We start from the raw sequence: 15882 nt of genomic DNA, 5'->3' as shown, positions 1-15882 counted from the left end.
GATCAATCTCCTTCCACCACGCGCTCGATTTCCTCGGCGAAGCGCTCAGGCTGGTCCAGCATGATGAAATGGCGTGAGTCGGCCACACCGCGCGCCTCGAGTTCGACTTTGCCCTCATACTGGCTCACGAACATCTGGCGGATCTGTTCCGGCGCCATTTCAGGGAATTCGGCATACAGAAGGGTCACAGGCGCCTGCACATCAGCCAGATACGGCGCAAAGTCGGTGGACATCAGCTCGGCGGTGGCCGCGGCAACCGCCATCTGGTCCGCGCCTTCGATCCAGCTCATGACCTGAGCCTGACCTTCAGTCGTGATGGACTGCACGTACAGGCCTTGCGCCATCATCCCCAGATAGGCGTCGCGCGGCAGATTGCTCATCTGCTGACGGATCGCATCCGCCTGCGGCGCCATCATGTCCGGCGTCGCGCCCGGCTGCATAAGACCGGTGAGAAACGGCGCAGAATCCACGACCATCACATGAGCGACCCGGTCTGACGCGGCGCCCGCGGTCAGCAGCGCCACCTGTGCGCCCATGGAATGGCCCACCAGCACCACATCTTGCAGGTTTTCCGTTTCCAGATATGCGGCGATGTCGAGCGCGGCGCCCTCCACCACATTCTCCAGCGCTTCGGGCGCTTGGGCGCCGCCGCCGAACCCTTTCAGGGTCACGACATGATTGTCCCAGTCCGAATGACGCTCGACCGTGGGTCCGTAGACGGCGCCCGGCGTGGCTAGGCCGGGAATGTAGACCACGCTGGCGCCCTGCTCGGCGCCGGAGCGCTCAACCACGACCCGGTCTTCAGCGCGGGCCTGATTGGCGGAAACAATCGCCACGGCCACGCCGACAGCGATGGCGACAAAGGCGCCGATGCGATTGGAGTTTTTCGAACACATATTGCGTCCTTTCAGGACTAGCTGACGATATGTCATGCATACCTGACACCCATCACACATGTCAACAACACCTGACAAAAATACCGACCTACCTGTCATTCTGTCGGGTTGACCAGAGCGAAGCGCACAGAAAAAACCCTCCCGGCGAGCGCCGGGAGGGCTTAAATCTTCATGCGTTTAAATGTGTTATCCGCGACCGCGATAGGACGGCACGCCCTGATCGGGGATCCACAGCCCTTTGGGCGCCTCGCCCCATTGGGCGAACACGTCAATCGGGATGCCGCCGCGCGGATACCAATAGCCGCCAATACGCAGCCATTTGGGGTCCAGCTCATCCACCAGGCGCTGCCCGATCATGGTCGTGCAGGCTTCGTGGAAGGCGCCATGATTGCGGAAGCTCTGAAGGAAGAGCTTCAGCGACTTGCTCTCCACGATCCATTTGGACGGGGCATAGTCGATCACGAGATGGGCGAAATCGGGCTGGCCGGTCACCGGGCAGATCGAGGTGAATTCCGGACAGGCGAAGCGGATCATGTAGTCGGCGTTCCGAGTGGGGTTCTCAACCCGCTCAAGACGCGCCTCTTCAGGGGTCTCGGCCGCTCTCGCGTCCGAGCCCAGCATGTCCAGCTTGGAATAGCGTTCATCGGTCATGCGCGCGATTTAGCGCTGAAGCGCGCTGGCGGCAATGGGGCTTGGCCTGTTGCGTTACTGAACGCTCATCGCCCGCCGGGAAAACACCGTGCGCATGGCGATGTTGGAGACGAGCCGCGCCACGCCGGGCAGGCCGGACAGGCGCTCGCGGTGAACCCGCTCGTAATCGCGCGCATCGCGCACCTGAAGCTGGAGGAAATAGTCCTCCGCCCCGGTGGTCAGATAGCAATCACTGACATGCTCGATCCCCGCCACGGCCCGCTCGAACGCCTCCATGGTCTCGCGCTTCTGGTTCTCCAGCGTCACCAGCACGATCACGGTCAGACCGCGACCGACCCGATTGGCGTTCAGCAGCGCGGTATATCCCCCGATTACGCCCTCGCCTTCCAACGCCTTCACCCGGCGATGACAGGCGGACGGCGACAGACCGACTCGCTCGGCGAGGTCGGCGTTCGTCAGACGTCCGTCCTCCTGAAGCGCGCCCAAAATGGCGGCGTCGATATCGTCGAGTTTCATGCAGTCTTCCGTTCGTCGAAATTTCTAGCGTCGGCACGCTGAACACGTGCAATGACGCAGCGCATCATGGCGCATTTTGACACCTAAACGCAAAATAATTCGAACATCACAATTTTACTTGCAGGATACTGCACATAATCCCTATTTTCCGCGCAAAATCACACCGTCGAGCCCTCCCCCATACAGGCTCGGCCAGCCGGGAGGCAGATTGATGCGCATTGGTGTTCCGACCGAGATCAAGAACCACGAATACCGGGTCGGCCTGACCCCCAATGGCGCGCGCGAGCTGATCGCGCATGGCCATGAGGTCTATATGCAGGACGGCGCCGGCAATGGCGCAGGCTTCTCCAACCAGGAATATGTTGAGGCGGGCGCCCAGATCCTGGCGGACGCCGCGTCTGTGTTCGACACCGCCGAGCTGATCGTGAAGGTGAAAGAGCCCCAGCCGTCCGAAACGGCGATGCTCAAGCCGCACCACACCCTGTTCACCTATCTGCACATCGCACCCGATCCCAAACAGGTCGAAGGCCTGCGCAAATCCGGCTGCATCGCCATCGCCTATGAAACCGTCACCGACGTAAACGGCCGTCTGCCACTGCTGCGTCCGATGTCTGAAGTGGCGGGCCGCATGTCGGTGCATGTGGGCGCGAACGCCCTGCACAAGGCCGCGGGCGGCCGCGGCGTGCTGATGGGCGGCGTTCCGGGCGTGACCCCGGCCAAGGTCGTGATCCTGGGCGCGGGCGTGTCCGGCTCTCACGCGGCCGAAATGGCGCTGGGCCTGCGGGCGGACGTGACCGTGCTCGATCGCTCCCTGCCGAAGCTCGCGGAAACCGACCAGTTCTTCCGCGGTCAGGTGAAGACCCGCTTCTCCACTCAAGGCGCCATCGCCGAGGAAGTGGCGGAAGCCGATCTCGTTATCGGCGCAGTGCTGGTGCCGGGCGCAGCTGCGCCGAAACTGGTCACCCGCGACATGCTGGCGACGATGAAAGAAGGCGCAGTGCTGGTGGATATCGCGATCGACCAGGGCGGCTGCTTTGAAACCTCGCACGCCACCACCCACCAGGACCCGACCTATATCGTGGACGGCATCGTGCACTATTGCGTGGCGAACATGCCGGGCGCCGTGGCGCGCACTTCGACGCTGGCGCTGACCAACGCCACCCTGCCCTTCACCCTGGCGCTCGCCGACAAGGGCACGAAGAAAGCCCTCAATGACGACATCCACCTCGCGCGCGGCCTGAACGTCGCCGAGGGCGAGGTGACCTTCAAGGACGCCGCCGACGATCTGGGCGTGCCTTATGTGAAGCCCGACTGGTTGACCGTGCTGTAACTCCTCTTACAGCTCGAAACCTGAAACCCCGGCTCGATGAGCCGGGGTTTTTTCTGGCCTGTGAGGCCAGGTTCTTACCGGGTTACCGGCTGCCGCCAGGCCGGATCGAGCGGCGTCTGACGCGCGCTGTCATTGGCGGCCACGACCGCATCCAGCAAAGCATCCAGCTCGTCGCGAGCATGCACCTCGCCATGCATCACCACCGCTTCGATGCGGCTGATATTGCGGATGTCTTCGAGCGGGTTGGCGTTCAGAAGCAGAAGATTGGCGCGGAATCCCGGCAGCACCCGGCCCGTATTCCAGTCCATGAACCGGCCCGGCGTTCCTGTCGCCGATTCCAGCGCTTGCGCAGGCGTCATCCCGGCCTGAACCAGAGCCGCCAGCTCCTGATGCAGTGAATAGCCTGGCGCCATGACCGGCACGTTCGCATCTGTCCCCGCCACCATGGGCACGCCCGCTTCAAGCACAGCCTCGAACATCAGCTGCTGCGCCCGGGCATAGGTGGTCCAGTAGGTCTGGTAGCGGTCGCGCCAGCCTTCATTGCGATACTGTTGCGGCACCGAATAGATGTTCACATCCGGCAGCCAGCCCATGGCGCGCCCCTCGGCGACGCCGGGATTGACCAGATTGACCGGCGCGGTTTCAAGCGCGTCCTCGGTGTCAGTCTTCTGCTGGGCGAAACTCGAGACCAGCGCTAGCGTAGAGGCGAGCACGATCTCATTGTCGATCATGTGCCGGGCGACCGCGTCGCGATGCGTCATCACATAGTCCAGATACTCACCGGCAGTGCTGACGCCATAGCCGCCAAAGTCGCGATCGAGTCCCTTGATCAACTCTTCCACATGGGCGACTTCGCTCTGATTGGACACCCACAGATCATCCAGCCGCGCCGCCACTGGGATATGGCCCACCAGCGGAATGCCAACGTCTTCACTGGCCGCGCTGACCGCCTGATAGCCGCTCAGGCTGAGATAGCTGCTGGCTTTCACCGCGTCATAGCCTTCCGCCGCCAGATCCCGGACCATCTGGTCCGCCGCTTCCGGCGTGCGCGCGACATTGCGCTTGGAGGTCCAGGACTGCCACAGGCCTTCGGCGAAGTCATAGGTCGCGATCTGGGCGGCCACCACATAGAGGTCAGGGCCCAGAAGATCCCCCTCGGCAATCTCGTCGCGCCATTGAAGATGATGGGACAGGCCGTGCATCTCGCGGATCTGGGTGACGCCATAGGCGAGATAGAGCGCCAGATCATTCTGGCTGTTCCATAAATGCACATGGGAATCGGTCAGGCCCGGCATCAGATAGCGCCCCTCGCCATTCATCACCGGCGCGTTGGCCCGCTGCGCCATATCCGGGCCCATATCAGCGATCACGCCACCCTCGATCACCACATCCATAGGCGCGGAGAACCGCTCTGATCCCGGCTCCAGCACCCGCACATTGGCGAGCACATAGCGTTCTGGCGTTTCATGAGACGGCTCCAGCGCGATGACGGGCGTGCGCCCGCCAAACATCTCCACGATCGAGCGGTCGATCACCACAAAGGCGCCGATTGCGCCCAGCACGTTCAAGAGAACGAAGACGCCCAGAATCCGAAGGCCCCATTTCAACATTGTTATCTCCTCAAGGCGTCTGACCACGCCTGTATCTTTACATTGTCAAGATAGGCTAGCCGCGCTATCTTGTCAGTGTCAAGTTGGAAATCGAAAGCCCACCCGGAAAACCGCCATGACCGCTAAGCAGCCCTATCATAAAGGCGATCTGCCCGCCCTTCTCTTGAAGGCGGCGGAGGGCGAACTGTCCGAAAACGGGCTGGAGCGGTTCTCGCTACGCGCCGCCGCCAAGCGCGCCAATGTCAGCCACGCCGCCCCGGCGCATCACTTCAAGGATATGACCGGACTTCTGAGCGCACTGGGCGCAGACGGGTATCGGCGGCTGATCGCCGCGCAGGACAAACGGCAGGCGCAGACCGGACCGGGCGCCGTGGACCAGTTTGTGGCGCTGGGGCTGGGCTATGTGGATTTCGCCGAAGCCCATCCGGCGCTGTTCCAGCTGATGTTCGCGTCAGAAAAGCCTGACCGCAGCCATCCCGACTTCGCCGAGGCGTCTCTGGCCGCCTTCGCCAAGCTGTCCGATGGCGTCAACGCGCTCTATCCCGATGAGATGGACGAAACCCGGCGCACCACCCTGCTGATGACGTCGTGGTCAGTGGTGCACGGTCTCGCCGAGCTGATCATCTCAGGCCGTGCGACCGCGCCCATGCAGCTCGACGCGCGCACGCCGGAAGAGCGGGACGCGATGATCCACGCCATCCTGATGCGGGTGCATGAGGTGAAGGGGTGAGGCTCCAGATGCCTCAGACCGGGAAGATGAAATTGTTCACCGGCCCGTCCACTGTCTGGGTCTGGGCGTAGTCCTTGAGCAGGAAATAGATGCGGCGGTCGAACTTGCTGTCCGACACGCTGACCTCGTGAATTTCCTCATTGTCGTTGAAGACCTGCATGATCTCATCGAGTTCAACGCCCGGCTCCACATCCGCAAAGATCTTGAACTGGGTGCCCAGCCGCTTGTGAACCGGCACCCGGAAGGACAGATAGGCGCCATCCTTCTTGCCGCGCACTTCAGCCGGGTAAATCTTCAGCTGCAGCCGCCCCACCATGCGCTCGCGATCACTGGCCATGGTGGAGATGTACTGGTCCGTGCCGAAACGGATGATCAGCACGCTGAAGCGGATGCCAGGCGGAAACGCCTCCACCGGGCCCAGATAGATGACGTGATGGGTGAGAGAGCGGGACAGAAGGAACACCGCCCGCTCGATCAGCCAGCTCGACCCCGCCCAGACCACACGGATTACAGCGGTCAGCACCGTCGCCAGAGCGCCCAGTATGAGCGACTCCAGCAACAGGCTGTCAGGCAGGTTGTTGATGATCCTGCCCAGAAGCGCGCCGATTTCCCCCATCGCCCCGTCTTCCTGGCCTAGCCGCCGCAGATGCGCTGCTTGGCGGCTTCGTACTGGGCCTGCAGCTCGGACACATAGGCGCCCGCGCTCTGGACCTTCTTGATCGAGCCCACGCCCTGCCCCGAACCCCAGATGTCTTTCCAGGCCTTCGCGTCGGTATTGCCGCCCGAGCCAAAGTTCATCGCGGACGGATCGCTTTCAGGCAGGTTGTTCGGGTCAAGCCCGGCATCCTCGATCGACTTGCGCAGATAATTGCCGTGCACGCCGGTGAAGAGGTTGGAATAGATGATGTCTTCCGCCGTGCTGTCGACGATGGACTGCTTGTACGCGTCGCTGGCGCGCGCTTCCTCGGTGGCGATGAAAGCCGAGCCCATATAGGCGTAGTCCGCGCCCAGCGCCTGAGCCGCCAGAACACCGGCGCCCGTGGAGATGGAGCCTGACAGCGCGATCGGGCCGTCAAAGAACTCACGGATCTCGCTGACGAGGCCAAAGGGCGACAGAGTGCCGGCATGGCCGCCCGCGCCGGCGCATACCGGGATCAGGCCGTCCGCGCCTTTTTCCAGCGCCTTGTGCGCGAACTTGATGTTGATGATGTCGTGCATCGTCTCGCCGCCCCAGCCATGCACGGCCTGGTTCAGCTCTTCGCGGGCGCCTAGCGAGGTGATCACCAGCGGCACCTTGTATTTCTCACAGCTGGCGAGGTCAGCCTCGAGACGGTCATTGGAGCGGTGGACGATCTGGTTCACCGCAAACGGCGCCGCCGGGGCGTCCGGATTGGCCTTGTTATAGCTGTCGAGTTCGGAGGTGATCTCGTCCAGCCATTCATCAAGCTGGCTCTGCGGGCGCGCATTCAGCGCCGGGAACGAGCCGACAATGCCCGCCTTGCACTGGGCGATGACCAGCTTGGGGTTGGAGATGATGAACAGCGGCGAGCCGATGACGGGCAGACGCAGCTTGCCTTTGAGGCATTTGAGTTCGGACACGCGGGCTTCCTCCCCTGCGGTTGGCATAACAGTGTTGTGGTCAGGCTAGCGCAGTTTTCGCGCAAGAAAAGCGCTCAGAGCGGTTTAAGAAAATACACGGTGTCGATCCCGACGCCACGATCATCCTTAAGGCGTAATCTTTCTTCAAAGCCCAGCTGGGCGATCAGCGGCAAATGCGCGGCATTGGTGCTCCAGGTGCGGGTGGCCACATTGGGCGCCTCCGACCAGCTGCGCGCCAGATCAAACAGGCGCGCATAGAGCTGACGGGCGAGCCCCCGGCCGCGCGCAGATTCGCTGACGATCAGGGTCGACAGATAGGCGCTGGCCGTCAGATCGAGCGCATCCAGGCGCTTGTCCCGCGCCACGCTCATCATGCCCAGCACGCGTCCGCCCTCTTCCGCCGTGATCAGCGCATGGGACTGGATCGACGCCCAGTACGCATCAGGCTCGTCGTCCAGCACCTCGCCAGCGCCCACCGACAGGCCTTGCTCCGGCGTGCGCGCCCGCAGGGGCGGCCAGAAGGCGTCATCCGCCTCACACACAAGCGCCCACACATCCGCGCGCACCGGGTCTGGCGCATCCGCCAGCGTGTCATGCACCGTCAGTGTCACGCTCATGCCGGGCCGGTCTCCACGGGCAAATCGCGGGCGCCCCAATCGGCCCAGCTGCCATCATACAGGCGCACATCCCGGAACCCGGCGCTGAGGAAGGCCGCGCTCAGGATCGCCGCCGTCACGCCCGACCCGCAGGTCGTGATGATGCGGGTGTCGCGACTGATGCGCGGCAGAGCCGCTTCCAGCGCGTCTTCGGTCTTCAGCTTGCCTTCAGGGGTCAGAAGCTGCGGGAAAGGCAGATTGATCGAGCCGGGGATATGGCCTGACTTGAGGCCCTTGCGCGGTTCGGGTTCCGTGCCCTCAAACCGGCCCTTGGAGCGCGCATCCACCACCAGCGCCTTGCCCGAGCGGGTGGCGTGGGAGACGTCTTCCCAGGTGACGGTGTCGTCCCAGATCATGCGCGGGGTGCGCTCGAAGGCGGGATGGCGGCGGAATATCTCGCCGCTCTCGATCGCGCCACCCGATTTGCGCCAGGCGCTCAAGCCCCCGTCCAGAATGCGCACATCGCAGCCAAAGCGGCGGAAGGTCCACCAGACCCGCGCGGCGCCCACCATGGATGTCTGGTCATAGATGATGAACTTCTCGCCGCCGCTGAGCCCGTGCCAGCTGAGCCAGCGGGCGAAGGCCGCCGCGCCGGGCGCCATATGAGGCAAGGATGAGGTCGCATCGCAGACGCCATCAATGTCGAAATAGACCGCGCGCGGCAGGCGCCGCTCCTCGAACACCTCTTCGCCCGTCATGCCCGATCCGGGCAGGAACCAGCTCGCTTCCACAAAAACCGGGTCTGCTTCGGCCAGCGCCTGTATCGCGCTGATTGTCACCGTTTCCCGCATCAGGGCGATTCTCCCGAACTAATCGCATTCACCGTATCAGCTTGTCTTGTCCGCGCCATCAGGCTGGGCCAGTCTGGACGAAATGACGCGAAAAATCGCGCGCTTACGGGAGGAGACCATGACCCCAGCCACACCCCTGGCCGGGCTGAGAGTGCTTGACCTGACGACAGTCGTCGCCGGTCCCATCGCCAGCCTGACGCTCGCCCAGCAGGGCGCCCATATCATCAAGGTCGAACCGCCCGGCGGCGATCTCGTGCGCCGTCTGGGCTTCATCGCCAAGGACGGCTCCAGCTCCACCTTCCAGACGCTCAACCGCGGCAAGGCGCTGATCAGCCTCGACCTTTCGACAGAGGACGGCCGCGCCGCCCTCGCCCCGCTGGTCGAGCAGTCTGACGTGGTCATGCACAATTATCGCCCCGCCGCCGCGAAGAAGCTGGGGCTCGACGCCGACAGCCTGCGCAAGCGCCATGACGGGCTGATCGTCGCTGAAGTGACCGGCTTCGGCCCGTGGGATCCCTTGAGCGATGTGCGCGCCTATGACCCGGTGATCCAGGCCGAGAGCGGGCTCGCCGCCCGCCCGGACAAGCCCGAGCCTGAGCTCTATCCGCAATATATCTGCGACAAGGTGGCGGGGCTTTATCTGTGTCAGGCGATCACCAGCGCGCTTGTGGGGCGTGAGCGCGACGGCGCGGGCCGCCATGTGGCGGTGTCCATGCTGGAAGCCGCCCTCGCCTTCAGCTGGATGGATGTGCACATGCCCCTGACGCTGAAGGACCCGCTTCAGCCCGGCCCCAACATCGCCAAGGTCTATCGTCCGTGGAAGGCGGCCGATGGCTGGTTCGTCGTGGTCATGCTGTCTGAAAAGGAGTTCGTCGCCTGGTGCGAAGTGGTCGGGGCGCCCCAGCTGCTCGATGATCCGCGCTGCGCGGACATGGCCAGCCGCTTCATCAACTGGGATTTCATCCGCGAGACCTGCGCGCCATTGGCCGAGCACCAGTCCGTGGATGACTTGCTGGACCGTCTGCGCAGTGCGGGCGTGCCGGCAGGCAAGGTCAACACATCAGAGGATATTCTGACCCATCCCCAGCTCGCCGCCAGCGGCTTCACCTATGAGGGCGAGGCGGACGGCCCCGGCCCGGTGCGCCTGCCCGGCGCAGCGGCCCGCTTTGACGGCGAACGCCCCGGCCAGGGCGCGACCTGCTCGGGCAAGTTGGGCGCAGACACCCGCATGGTTCTTGAAAAAGCCGGGGTGGATGACGCCCTGATCGCACGCATTTGCGGAGACTGAAATGAGCGAATTTTCCACCCTGCTGTACTCGGTCGAAGGCCGGGTCTGCACGATCACCCTGAACCGTCCCGAGCGCCTGAACGCCATCAATGACAAGATGCCCGGCGACATCGCCGCCGCCATCAAAAAGGCCGAACGCGACCCGGCGGTGCATGTGATCGTCCTGCAAGGCGCGGGCAAAGGCTTTTGCGGCGGCTATGACCTGAAGGATTACGCCGAGCGCGAAGGCGAGCTGCCGGGCAGCCAGGACATGCCCTGGGACCCGATGATCGACTACGCCTTCATGCACCAGAACACGCTCGACTTCATGAGCCTGTGGCGCTGTCACAAGCCCACCATCGCCCGCGTGCATGGCGCCGCGGCGGCGGGCGGGTCGGACATCGCCCTGTGCTGTGATTTCGTGATCATGGCCGAGGATGCGCGCATCGGCTATCCGCCCGCCCGTGTCTGGGGCGTGCCCACACCGTCCATGTGGGTGTATCGCCTGGGCCCGCAGCAGGCCAAGCGCATGATGATGACCGGCGAGCTGATTGACGGCAAAGAGGCCGAGCGCATCGGACTGGCGCTGGAAGCGGTGCCCGAAGCCGAGCTCGACGCCGCCGTGGACCGTCTTGTGGGGCGCTTGCAGGGCGTGCCCAAGAACCAGCTGATGATGACCAAGATGGTGGTCAATCAGGCCTATGAGACCATGGGCATTTCCAACACCCAGATGCTGGCGACCGTGTTTGATGGCGTCTCGCGGCATTCGCCTGAAGGCATGTGGTTCCGCCAGCGCGCCCAGGAGGTGGGCTTCAAGCAAGCCGTGGCCGAACGCGATGGCGGCGATCCCATTGCGGCGGAGGTCGAGAAGACGCCCTATGACCGCATGGAGTGACTGAGCCGAACGCCATGACGGCGTTGCAAGAAGCAGTGGGGGCGGCTAAGCCGAAGGCTTGACTGTCCCTACCGCCAAGAGAGCCTCATGAGCGTTCGCCTCGCAGACCCCAAAGCCACGCCCTTCCTCGCTGATATGGAAGCCCGCGGCCTTCTCAACCAGAAGACCCCCGAGCTGACTGACGCCTATATCAACGAGCACAAGCCGGCGATGTATGTGGGCTTTGATCCGAGCGCGCCGAGCCTTCATGCGGGCAATCTGATGCCGCTTCTGGGCATGGATCGCTATCGCCAGCGTGGTGGTCAGGTTGTGGTGCTGCTGGGCGGCGCCACGGGCCTCATTGGCGACCCGTCCGGCAAGGACGCCGAGCGCAATCTGCAGACCGAGGACGTGGTGCTGGCCAATATCGAAGGCCAGCGCAAACAGTTCGAGCGCCTGTTCGCGCTGACCGACGGGCCGGAGCCCATCTTCGTGAACAACGCCGACTGGTGGCGGAAGATGGATGTGGTCAGCTTCCTGCGCGATGTGGGCAAGCATTTCTCGGTCAACGCCATGCTGACCAAGGATTCGGTGCGCAACCGCATCGAGAACCGCGATCAGGGCATCTCCTTCACCGAGTTTTCCTACCAGCTCCTGCAGGGCTATGACTTCGTGCACCTGCACCGCGCCCATAATGTCCAGATCCAGATGGGCGGCTCGGACCAGTGGGGCAATATCGTCGGCGGCGTCGACCTGATGCGCCGTATCGAAGGCGTGCAGGCCCATGCGGTCACTTACCCGCTCCTCACCAATTCTGAAGGCAAGAAATACGGCAAGTCCGAAAAGGGCGCGGTCTGGATCGATCCTGACCTGACAAGCCCTTATGAGTTCTACCAGTTCTGGCTCAACAGCGCGGACGCCGATGCGCCGAAATTCCTCTCATGGCTGACCGACGTGGATCTCGGCCAGCTTGAAGAGCTGACCCAGGCCGAGCCGCATCTGCGCCTGCCGCAAAAGGCCCTCGCCGAGCTTCTGACTGCGCGCGTGCATGGCCAGAAAGCCGCCGATCTCGCTATCGAGGCCTCCACCGTGATCTTCAAAGGCAAATCGGACAATCTCGGCGCCGAGCTGATCGACATGATCGCCCGCGCCGTGCCGACGCTGGACGCCAGCGCCAACGAGCCGCTGGCGCTGATCGATGCGCTTGTGGCTGAAGAGCTGGGCGCCAGCGCCTCCAAGAGCGAGGCGCGCCGCCTCCTGAAGCAGAACTCGGTCTCGCTCAATGGTCAGAAGGTGCAGGATGAAAACGCCGATCTGCGCGAGCATCGCACCGGCGCCGGCGCCGTGGTGATGAGCGTGGGCAAGGCCAAGCGCTTCCTCATCCGCTTTAACGGGTAATCCTCATGACGCCGCTGTCCGAGTTCGACTCCCTCTTCATCTGGGGCTTCGGCAAGGAAGGCCGCGCCGCGCTCAACCATGTGCGCTCGCGCTCTGACGCAACGCTTTATGTGATTGACGCAAAAGAGCCTTCCGACCTGCCTGACGGCGTAGAGTACGTCGCGCAGGACGATCTGGCGCAAGTCATCGAGAAAGCGGGCCAGTCCCTGATCATCAAATCGCCAGGTGTGTCGCTCTATGATGCGCGCCTGGCTGAAGCGATGGATCTCGGCGCGGAGCTGACCAGCCAGACCAATCTGTGGTTCGCCTCAAAACCCGCCCATCAGACCGTGATCGGGGTGACGGGCACCAAGGGCAAATCCACCACGTCGAGCCTTCTGCATCACATGCTCAAATCGCTCGATGTGAACGCGGTTCTGGCGGGCAATATCGGCGAGCCGGTCATCGACACGCCTGAGGGCGCCGAGATCGTGGTGCTGGAGCTGTCGAGCTATCAGATCGCGGATCTCGTCCACGCGCCGGATTGGTTCATCTTCCTCAACCTGTTGAATGATCACGCACCCTGGCATCGCGGCGTCGAGCAATACCGCCGCGACAAGGCGCGGCTCGCCCAGCTCGATCCCAATGCGCGCGGCGTGATGAGCGCGAAGGATTCCCGGCTCAGCTCGCTGTTCGTCCACCGCCCCAATACCGTCTGGTATGACCAGGCGGAGGGCTTTCATGCGCCCGACGGCGTGATCCATCAGGGCTCAGAAGACTGGGGCCGCATTCCCGCTCTGCCGGGCGCGCATAACGCCGCGAACGCCTGCGCCGCGCTGGCGGTGATCGAAGGGTTGGGACTGAGCGCCTATGAAGCGTTCGAGAGCCTTGCAAGCTTCAAGGGCCTACCGCACCGGCTGGAGACGGTTCATACGCTCAATGGCGTGGACTTCATCGACGACACGCTGTGCACCACGCCGCAATCGTGCCTTCTGGCGCTGGCGGCGTTTCCGGACCGCCCCGTCAGCCTCATTCTGGGGGGCGAAGACCGCGAGCAGGACTATGCGCCACTCGCTGAAGGCCTGCAGAACGAGACCCGGATCAAGGCCATTGTGACCATTCCGGAGAACGGTCCGGCCATCGTGGACGCCCTGAAATCAGGTCCGCATGCGGATATAACCACTTACGAACCAGACTTTGAGCGGGCTGTGAAGCGCGCCTACGACGCCCTGCCTGAAGGCGGCGTGGTGATGATGAGCCCTGCGGCCCCCAGAGGCTCCGCCTTTACCTATTTCGGCGCGCGCGGCGACGCCTTCACGCAAGCCGCGAAGAGGCTGGGATAAAACGCACTCACTGATTCAATTCAGGCTTTGAGCTTTCCGGCGCTCAACTTCACGCAAGAGATCAGCTTGCGTTCATAAGTTCGGCGACCGGTCCCGGCATGCGATGCTCGGATCGGGCGTCGAGCGCCTCTGACCAGGCCTGCTCAAGGTCCGCGCGGTCCCATTGGGTGAACAACTCGCCCTCAATCGCCTGTATCAGCGGGGCTTTCGCCCATTCCGCATCAGTCAGAAGATGGGTGATCGCGGCGGCGACCTCGCGTCGCTCCCCGACGCACTCCCAAGGCTTGGCGTCGGTCAGCCCGGCGATCTCGCGCAGGAAATCAAGGTTCCTGGGATCATGCAGCGGCTGGCTCTGGAACACCCGCGCATGGCGCTCCACAGACAGGAAGGGCGCCATCAGAACGGCGGTGTAGACGCATTTGGCGCACTCCCCGCACCAGCGCCGGTCTTTGGGCAGGGCATTCGGGCCGGCAAAGACGAAATTGCGGTTGCAGCTGGCGAAGATCTCCAGCGCATCCTCGCCTGCGGTCGCCAGATAATGGGCCGTCCACAGCTCGCTCACCGGGCGCAGGATGGAGAAATAGGTCACCGGCACGGCATTGGCGGCGAAGGCGTTGCGCAGCGCGTCCTCGAACTCCAGCGATTTGGAGAACTGGTGGTTCACCGGATGGCCATTGCTTTCCATCGTCGGTTCACTCGCTGCACGTTCATTGGCGAACACGACCCAATCAAGCCCCTTGGCGGCTGCGTAAAGCGTCATCAGACAAGAGTTTACGCCCGTGATCGGGATATGGCCGTTGAGCACTTTGCCCGCCTTGCCCAGCTCAATCAGGCGCGGATCAATCCTTCGACGGATCAGGGTCACCGGCGTCTCGCTCATCGCCACCAGGCGCTCGCCCACGCTGTCTGACAGGATCAGGGAGACGCGCTCGACATCCGCGCCCACCGCCTTGATGACGCTGGCGGCCACATGGCTGTCCTTGCCGCCGCCAAAGGCCACCGCAGCGCGCACATCTTCGGTGCGGAATTCCGGGGCGTGCGGCGCATTCATGCGCGGCTCGGCTTTCACCGTGAATTCAGGCGGATACGGCAAGTCATTGCGCACATAAAATTCGCCCAGCCCCGGCCCGTAGGCCAGCTCGAACAGATGACGCTCAGCCTCGTTCAGCGCAAAGTCAGGCTCGATCAGCGCAGCAGGCGCCGCCTTGTAATAGCTGGTGCCGATCAGGATGGCGGACATCCGCACCAGACCGGCCAGCACCGTGCGGTCCAGCCGGTCAAAGTCGGCATCGTCCGGAAAAACCACCGTCTCCGTGAACGCTCCCAGGCCCGGAACATCATATTCAAAGGCGTACCCGTTCTGCCCATCAAGGCGTCTTGGGAAGCAAAGGCGGAAGGACGTCATATCGGCTCACGAAAATCGGTAATGAAGCGACCCTAGCGGGCCTTGCGCCTTTAAACCACCGCGTCGCGCTGCGCCGTGATGATCATGTGCCCCGGCTTGTGAAAAATCGCCAGCTCGGGCTTTGAATCCAGCACCACGGCCTGCGGCGTCACCCCGCACGCCCAGAAGACCGGAACATCGCCCTCTTCCAGCACGGGAACGTCGCCAAAATCAGGCGTCATGATGTCGGAAATACCAATCTCAGCCGGATCACCCACATGAACAGGCGCGCCATGAGAGCCGGGGAAGCGGCCGGTAATCTCGCTGGCGCGCTCCACAAGCTCGGGCGGATAGCCGCGCATGGACACAACCATGCCGCCTGCAAACGGCCCCACCGGCGTGCACTGAAGATTGGTGCGATACATGGGGACATTGCGGCCCGCATCGATATGGCGGACCGGCAGACCTTCCGCCAGCAGTGCGTGCTCGAAGGTGAAGGAGCAGCCCAGCAGCAAGGCGACCAGATCCTCGCGCCAGATTTCGCTCAGATCCGTGCGCTCTTCGCTGAACACGCCATCGCGGAACACTTCATAACGCGGCGCATCGGTGCGCACATCCACATCCAGCTTGGGAATGGTCGGATCGCCCGGCTCGCTCATGCCCAGAAGCGGACAGGGCCGCGGATTGAGCTGGGTGAACAGCAGGAAATCATACGCCATGGACGCCGGCAGGATCACCAGATTGGCCTGGGCAAAACCGGGGCAGAGCCCGGTCGTCGGCTGGTCATAGACGCCCGAGCGGACAGCCGAAAGGTGAGCATCACGAAGCGAGTGCGGGTCAGTCATTGCGAAGTCCTTG

The 15882-nt window shown here is 63.4% G+C and carries 16 protein-coding genes; 6 read left to right on the top strand and 10 right to left on the bottom strand.

Features of this window, described 5'->3' with window-relative positions:
- Positions 1–2: 2 nt before the first annotated feature.
- From ACFELO_RS04855 to ACFELO_RS04845, 3 genes are all read right to left on the bottom strand, one after another.
- On the bottom strand, positions 3–896 hold the full coding sequence (locus tag ACFELO_RS04855) for an alpha/beta fold hydrolase (RefSeq protein ID WP_440959444.1): 894 nt from the start codon (positions 894–896) through the stop codon (positions 3–5).
- Between the two features lie 186 nt (positions 897–1082).
- Complete coding sequence (gene queF, locus ACFELO_RS04850) at positions 1083–1547, bottom strand: preQ(1) synthase (RefSeq protein ID WP_440959443.1); 465 nt, start codon at positions 1545–1547, stop codon at positions 1083–1085.
- A 54-nt stretch (positions 1548–1601) separates the two neighbouring features.
- Positions 1602–2063: an Lrp/AsnC family transcriptional regulator gene (locus tag ACFELO_RS04845; protein ID WP_440959442.1), complete on the bottom strand. Its 462-nt coding sequence runs from the start codon at positions 2061–2063 to the stop codon at positions 1602–1604.
- 211 nt (positions 2064–2274) lie between these two features.
- Here ACFELO_RS04845 and ald point away from each other — a divergent pair, with 211 nt between their 5' ends.
- Positions 2275–3393, top strand: coding sequence for an alanine dehydrogenase (ald, locus tag ACFELO_RS04840; RefSeq protein WP_440959441.1), 1119 nt, complete (start codon positions 2275–2277; stop codon positions 3391–3393).
- A gap of 74 nt (positions 3394–3467) precedes the next feature.
- On the opposite strand, the gene ACFELO_RS04835 is transcribed toward ald, so the two are convergent.
- Positions 3468–5003, bottom strand: coding sequence for an amidohydrolase family protein (locus tag ACFELO_RS04835; RefSeq protein ID WP_440959440.1), 1536 nt, complete (start codon positions 5001–5003; stop codon positions 3468–3470).
- Positions 5004–5118: 115 nt separating this feature from the next.
- Here ACFELO_RS04835 and ACFELO_RS04830 point away from each other — a divergent pair, with 115 nt between their 5' ends.
- The gene (locus tag ACFELO_RS04830) at positions 5119–5733 is read left to right on the top strand and encodes a TetR/AcrR family transcriptional regulator (RefSeq protein ID WP_440959439.1); all 615 of its coding nucleotides are present in this window, start codon (positions 5119–5121) and stop codon (positions 5731–5733) included.
- 13 nt (positions 5734–5746) lie between these two features.
- Here ACFELO_RS04830 and ACFELO_RS04825 read toward each other — a convergent pair whose 3' ends face one another.
- Genes ACFELO_RS04825 through ACFELO_RS04810 form a run of 4 tightly spaced genes read right to left on the bottom strand, consistent with a single transcriptional unit; the run spans position 5747 to position 8779 of the window.
- A complete protein-coding gene (locus tag ACFELO_RS04825; protein ID WP_440959438.1) occupies positions 5747–6349 on the bottom strand; it encodes a hypothetical protein in 603 nt (200 codons plus the stop codon).
- A 17-nt stretch (positions 6350–6366) separates the two neighbouring features.
- Entirely contained in the window at positions 6367–7359 is a 993-nt protein-coding gene (locus ACFELO_RS04820; RefSeq protein ID WP_440959437.1) for an NAD(P)H-dependent flavin oxidoreductase, read from the bottom strand.
- A gap of 47 nt (positions 7360–7406) precedes the next feature.
- Entirely contained in the window at positions 7407–7949 is a 543-nt protein-coding gene (locus tag ACFELO_RS04815) for an N-acetyltransferase family protein (RefSeq protein WP_440959436.1), read from the bottom strand.
- Entirely contained in the window at positions 7946–8779 is an 834-nt protein-coding gene (locus ACFELO_RS04810) for a sulfurtransferase (RefSeq protein ID WP_440959435.1), read from the bottom strand. The genes ACFELO_RS04815 and ACFELO_RS04810 overlap by 4 nt, the downstream gene beginning before the upstream one ends.
- A gap of 118 nt (positions 8780–8897) precedes the next feature.
- On the opposite strand from ACFELO_RS04810, the gene ACFELO_RS04805 reads away from it, so the two are divergent.
- The 4 genes from ACFELO_RS04805 to murD all read left to right on the top strand — a co-directional run bounded on the left by ACFELO_RS04805 (position 8898) and on the right by murD (position 13640).
- Entirely contained in the window at positions 8898–10067 is a 1170-nt protein-coding gene (locus tag ACFELO_RS04805) for a CaiB/BaiF CoA transferase family protein (protein WP_440959434.1), read from the top strand.
- Between the two features lies 1 nt (position 10068).
- Positions 10069–10941: a crotonase/enoyl-CoA hydratase family protein gene (locus ACFELO_RS04800; RefSeq protein ID WP_440959433.1), complete on the top strand. Its 873-nt coding sequence runs from the start codon at positions 10069–10071 to the stop codon at positions 10939–10941.
- A gap of 87 nt (positions 10942–11028) precedes the next feature.
- A complete protein-coding gene (gene tyrS, locus ACFELO_RS04795) occupies positions 11029–12318 on the top strand; it encodes a tyrosine--tRNA ligase (protein WP_440959432.1) in 1290 nt (429 codons plus the stop codon).
- A gap of 5 nt (positions 12319–12323) precedes the next feature.
- The gene (gene murD, locus ACFELO_RS04790; RefSeq protein WP_440959431.1) at positions 12324–13640 is read left to right on the top strand and encodes a UDP-N-acetylmuramoyl-L-alanine--D-glutamate ligase; all 1317 of its coding nucleotides are present in this window, start codon (positions 12324–12326) and stop codon (positions 13638–13640) included.
- Between the two features lie 61 nt (positions 13641–13701).
- Here the strand turns inward: murD and ACFELO_RS04785 are convergent, their stop codons facing one another.
- Both ACFELO_RS04785 and ACFELO_RS04780 read right to left on the bottom strand, forming a co-directional pair.
- Positions 13702–14946, bottom strand: coding sequence for a hypothetical protein (locus ACFELO_RS04785; protein ID WP_440959430.1), 1245 nt, complete (start codon positions 14944–14946; stop codon positions 13702–13704).
- Positions 14947–15095: 149 nt separating this feature from the next.
- Complete coding sequence (locus ACFELO_RS04780) at positions 15096–15869, bottom strand: putative hydro-lyase (protein ID WP_440959429.1); 774 nt, start codon at positions 15867–15869, stop codon at positions 15096–15098.
- Between the last annotated feature and the right edge of the window lie 13 nt (positions 15870–15882).

The sequence above is a fragment of the Oceanicaulis sp. LC35 genome, from assembly GCF_052055585.1.
Classification (GTDB): domain Bacteria; phylum Pseudomonadota; class Alphaproteobacteria; order Caulobacterales; family Maricaulaceae; genus Oceanicaulis.
Note: the sequence above shows the minus strand (reverse complement) of the source record. Positions and strands in the feature narration are given on the sequence as shown.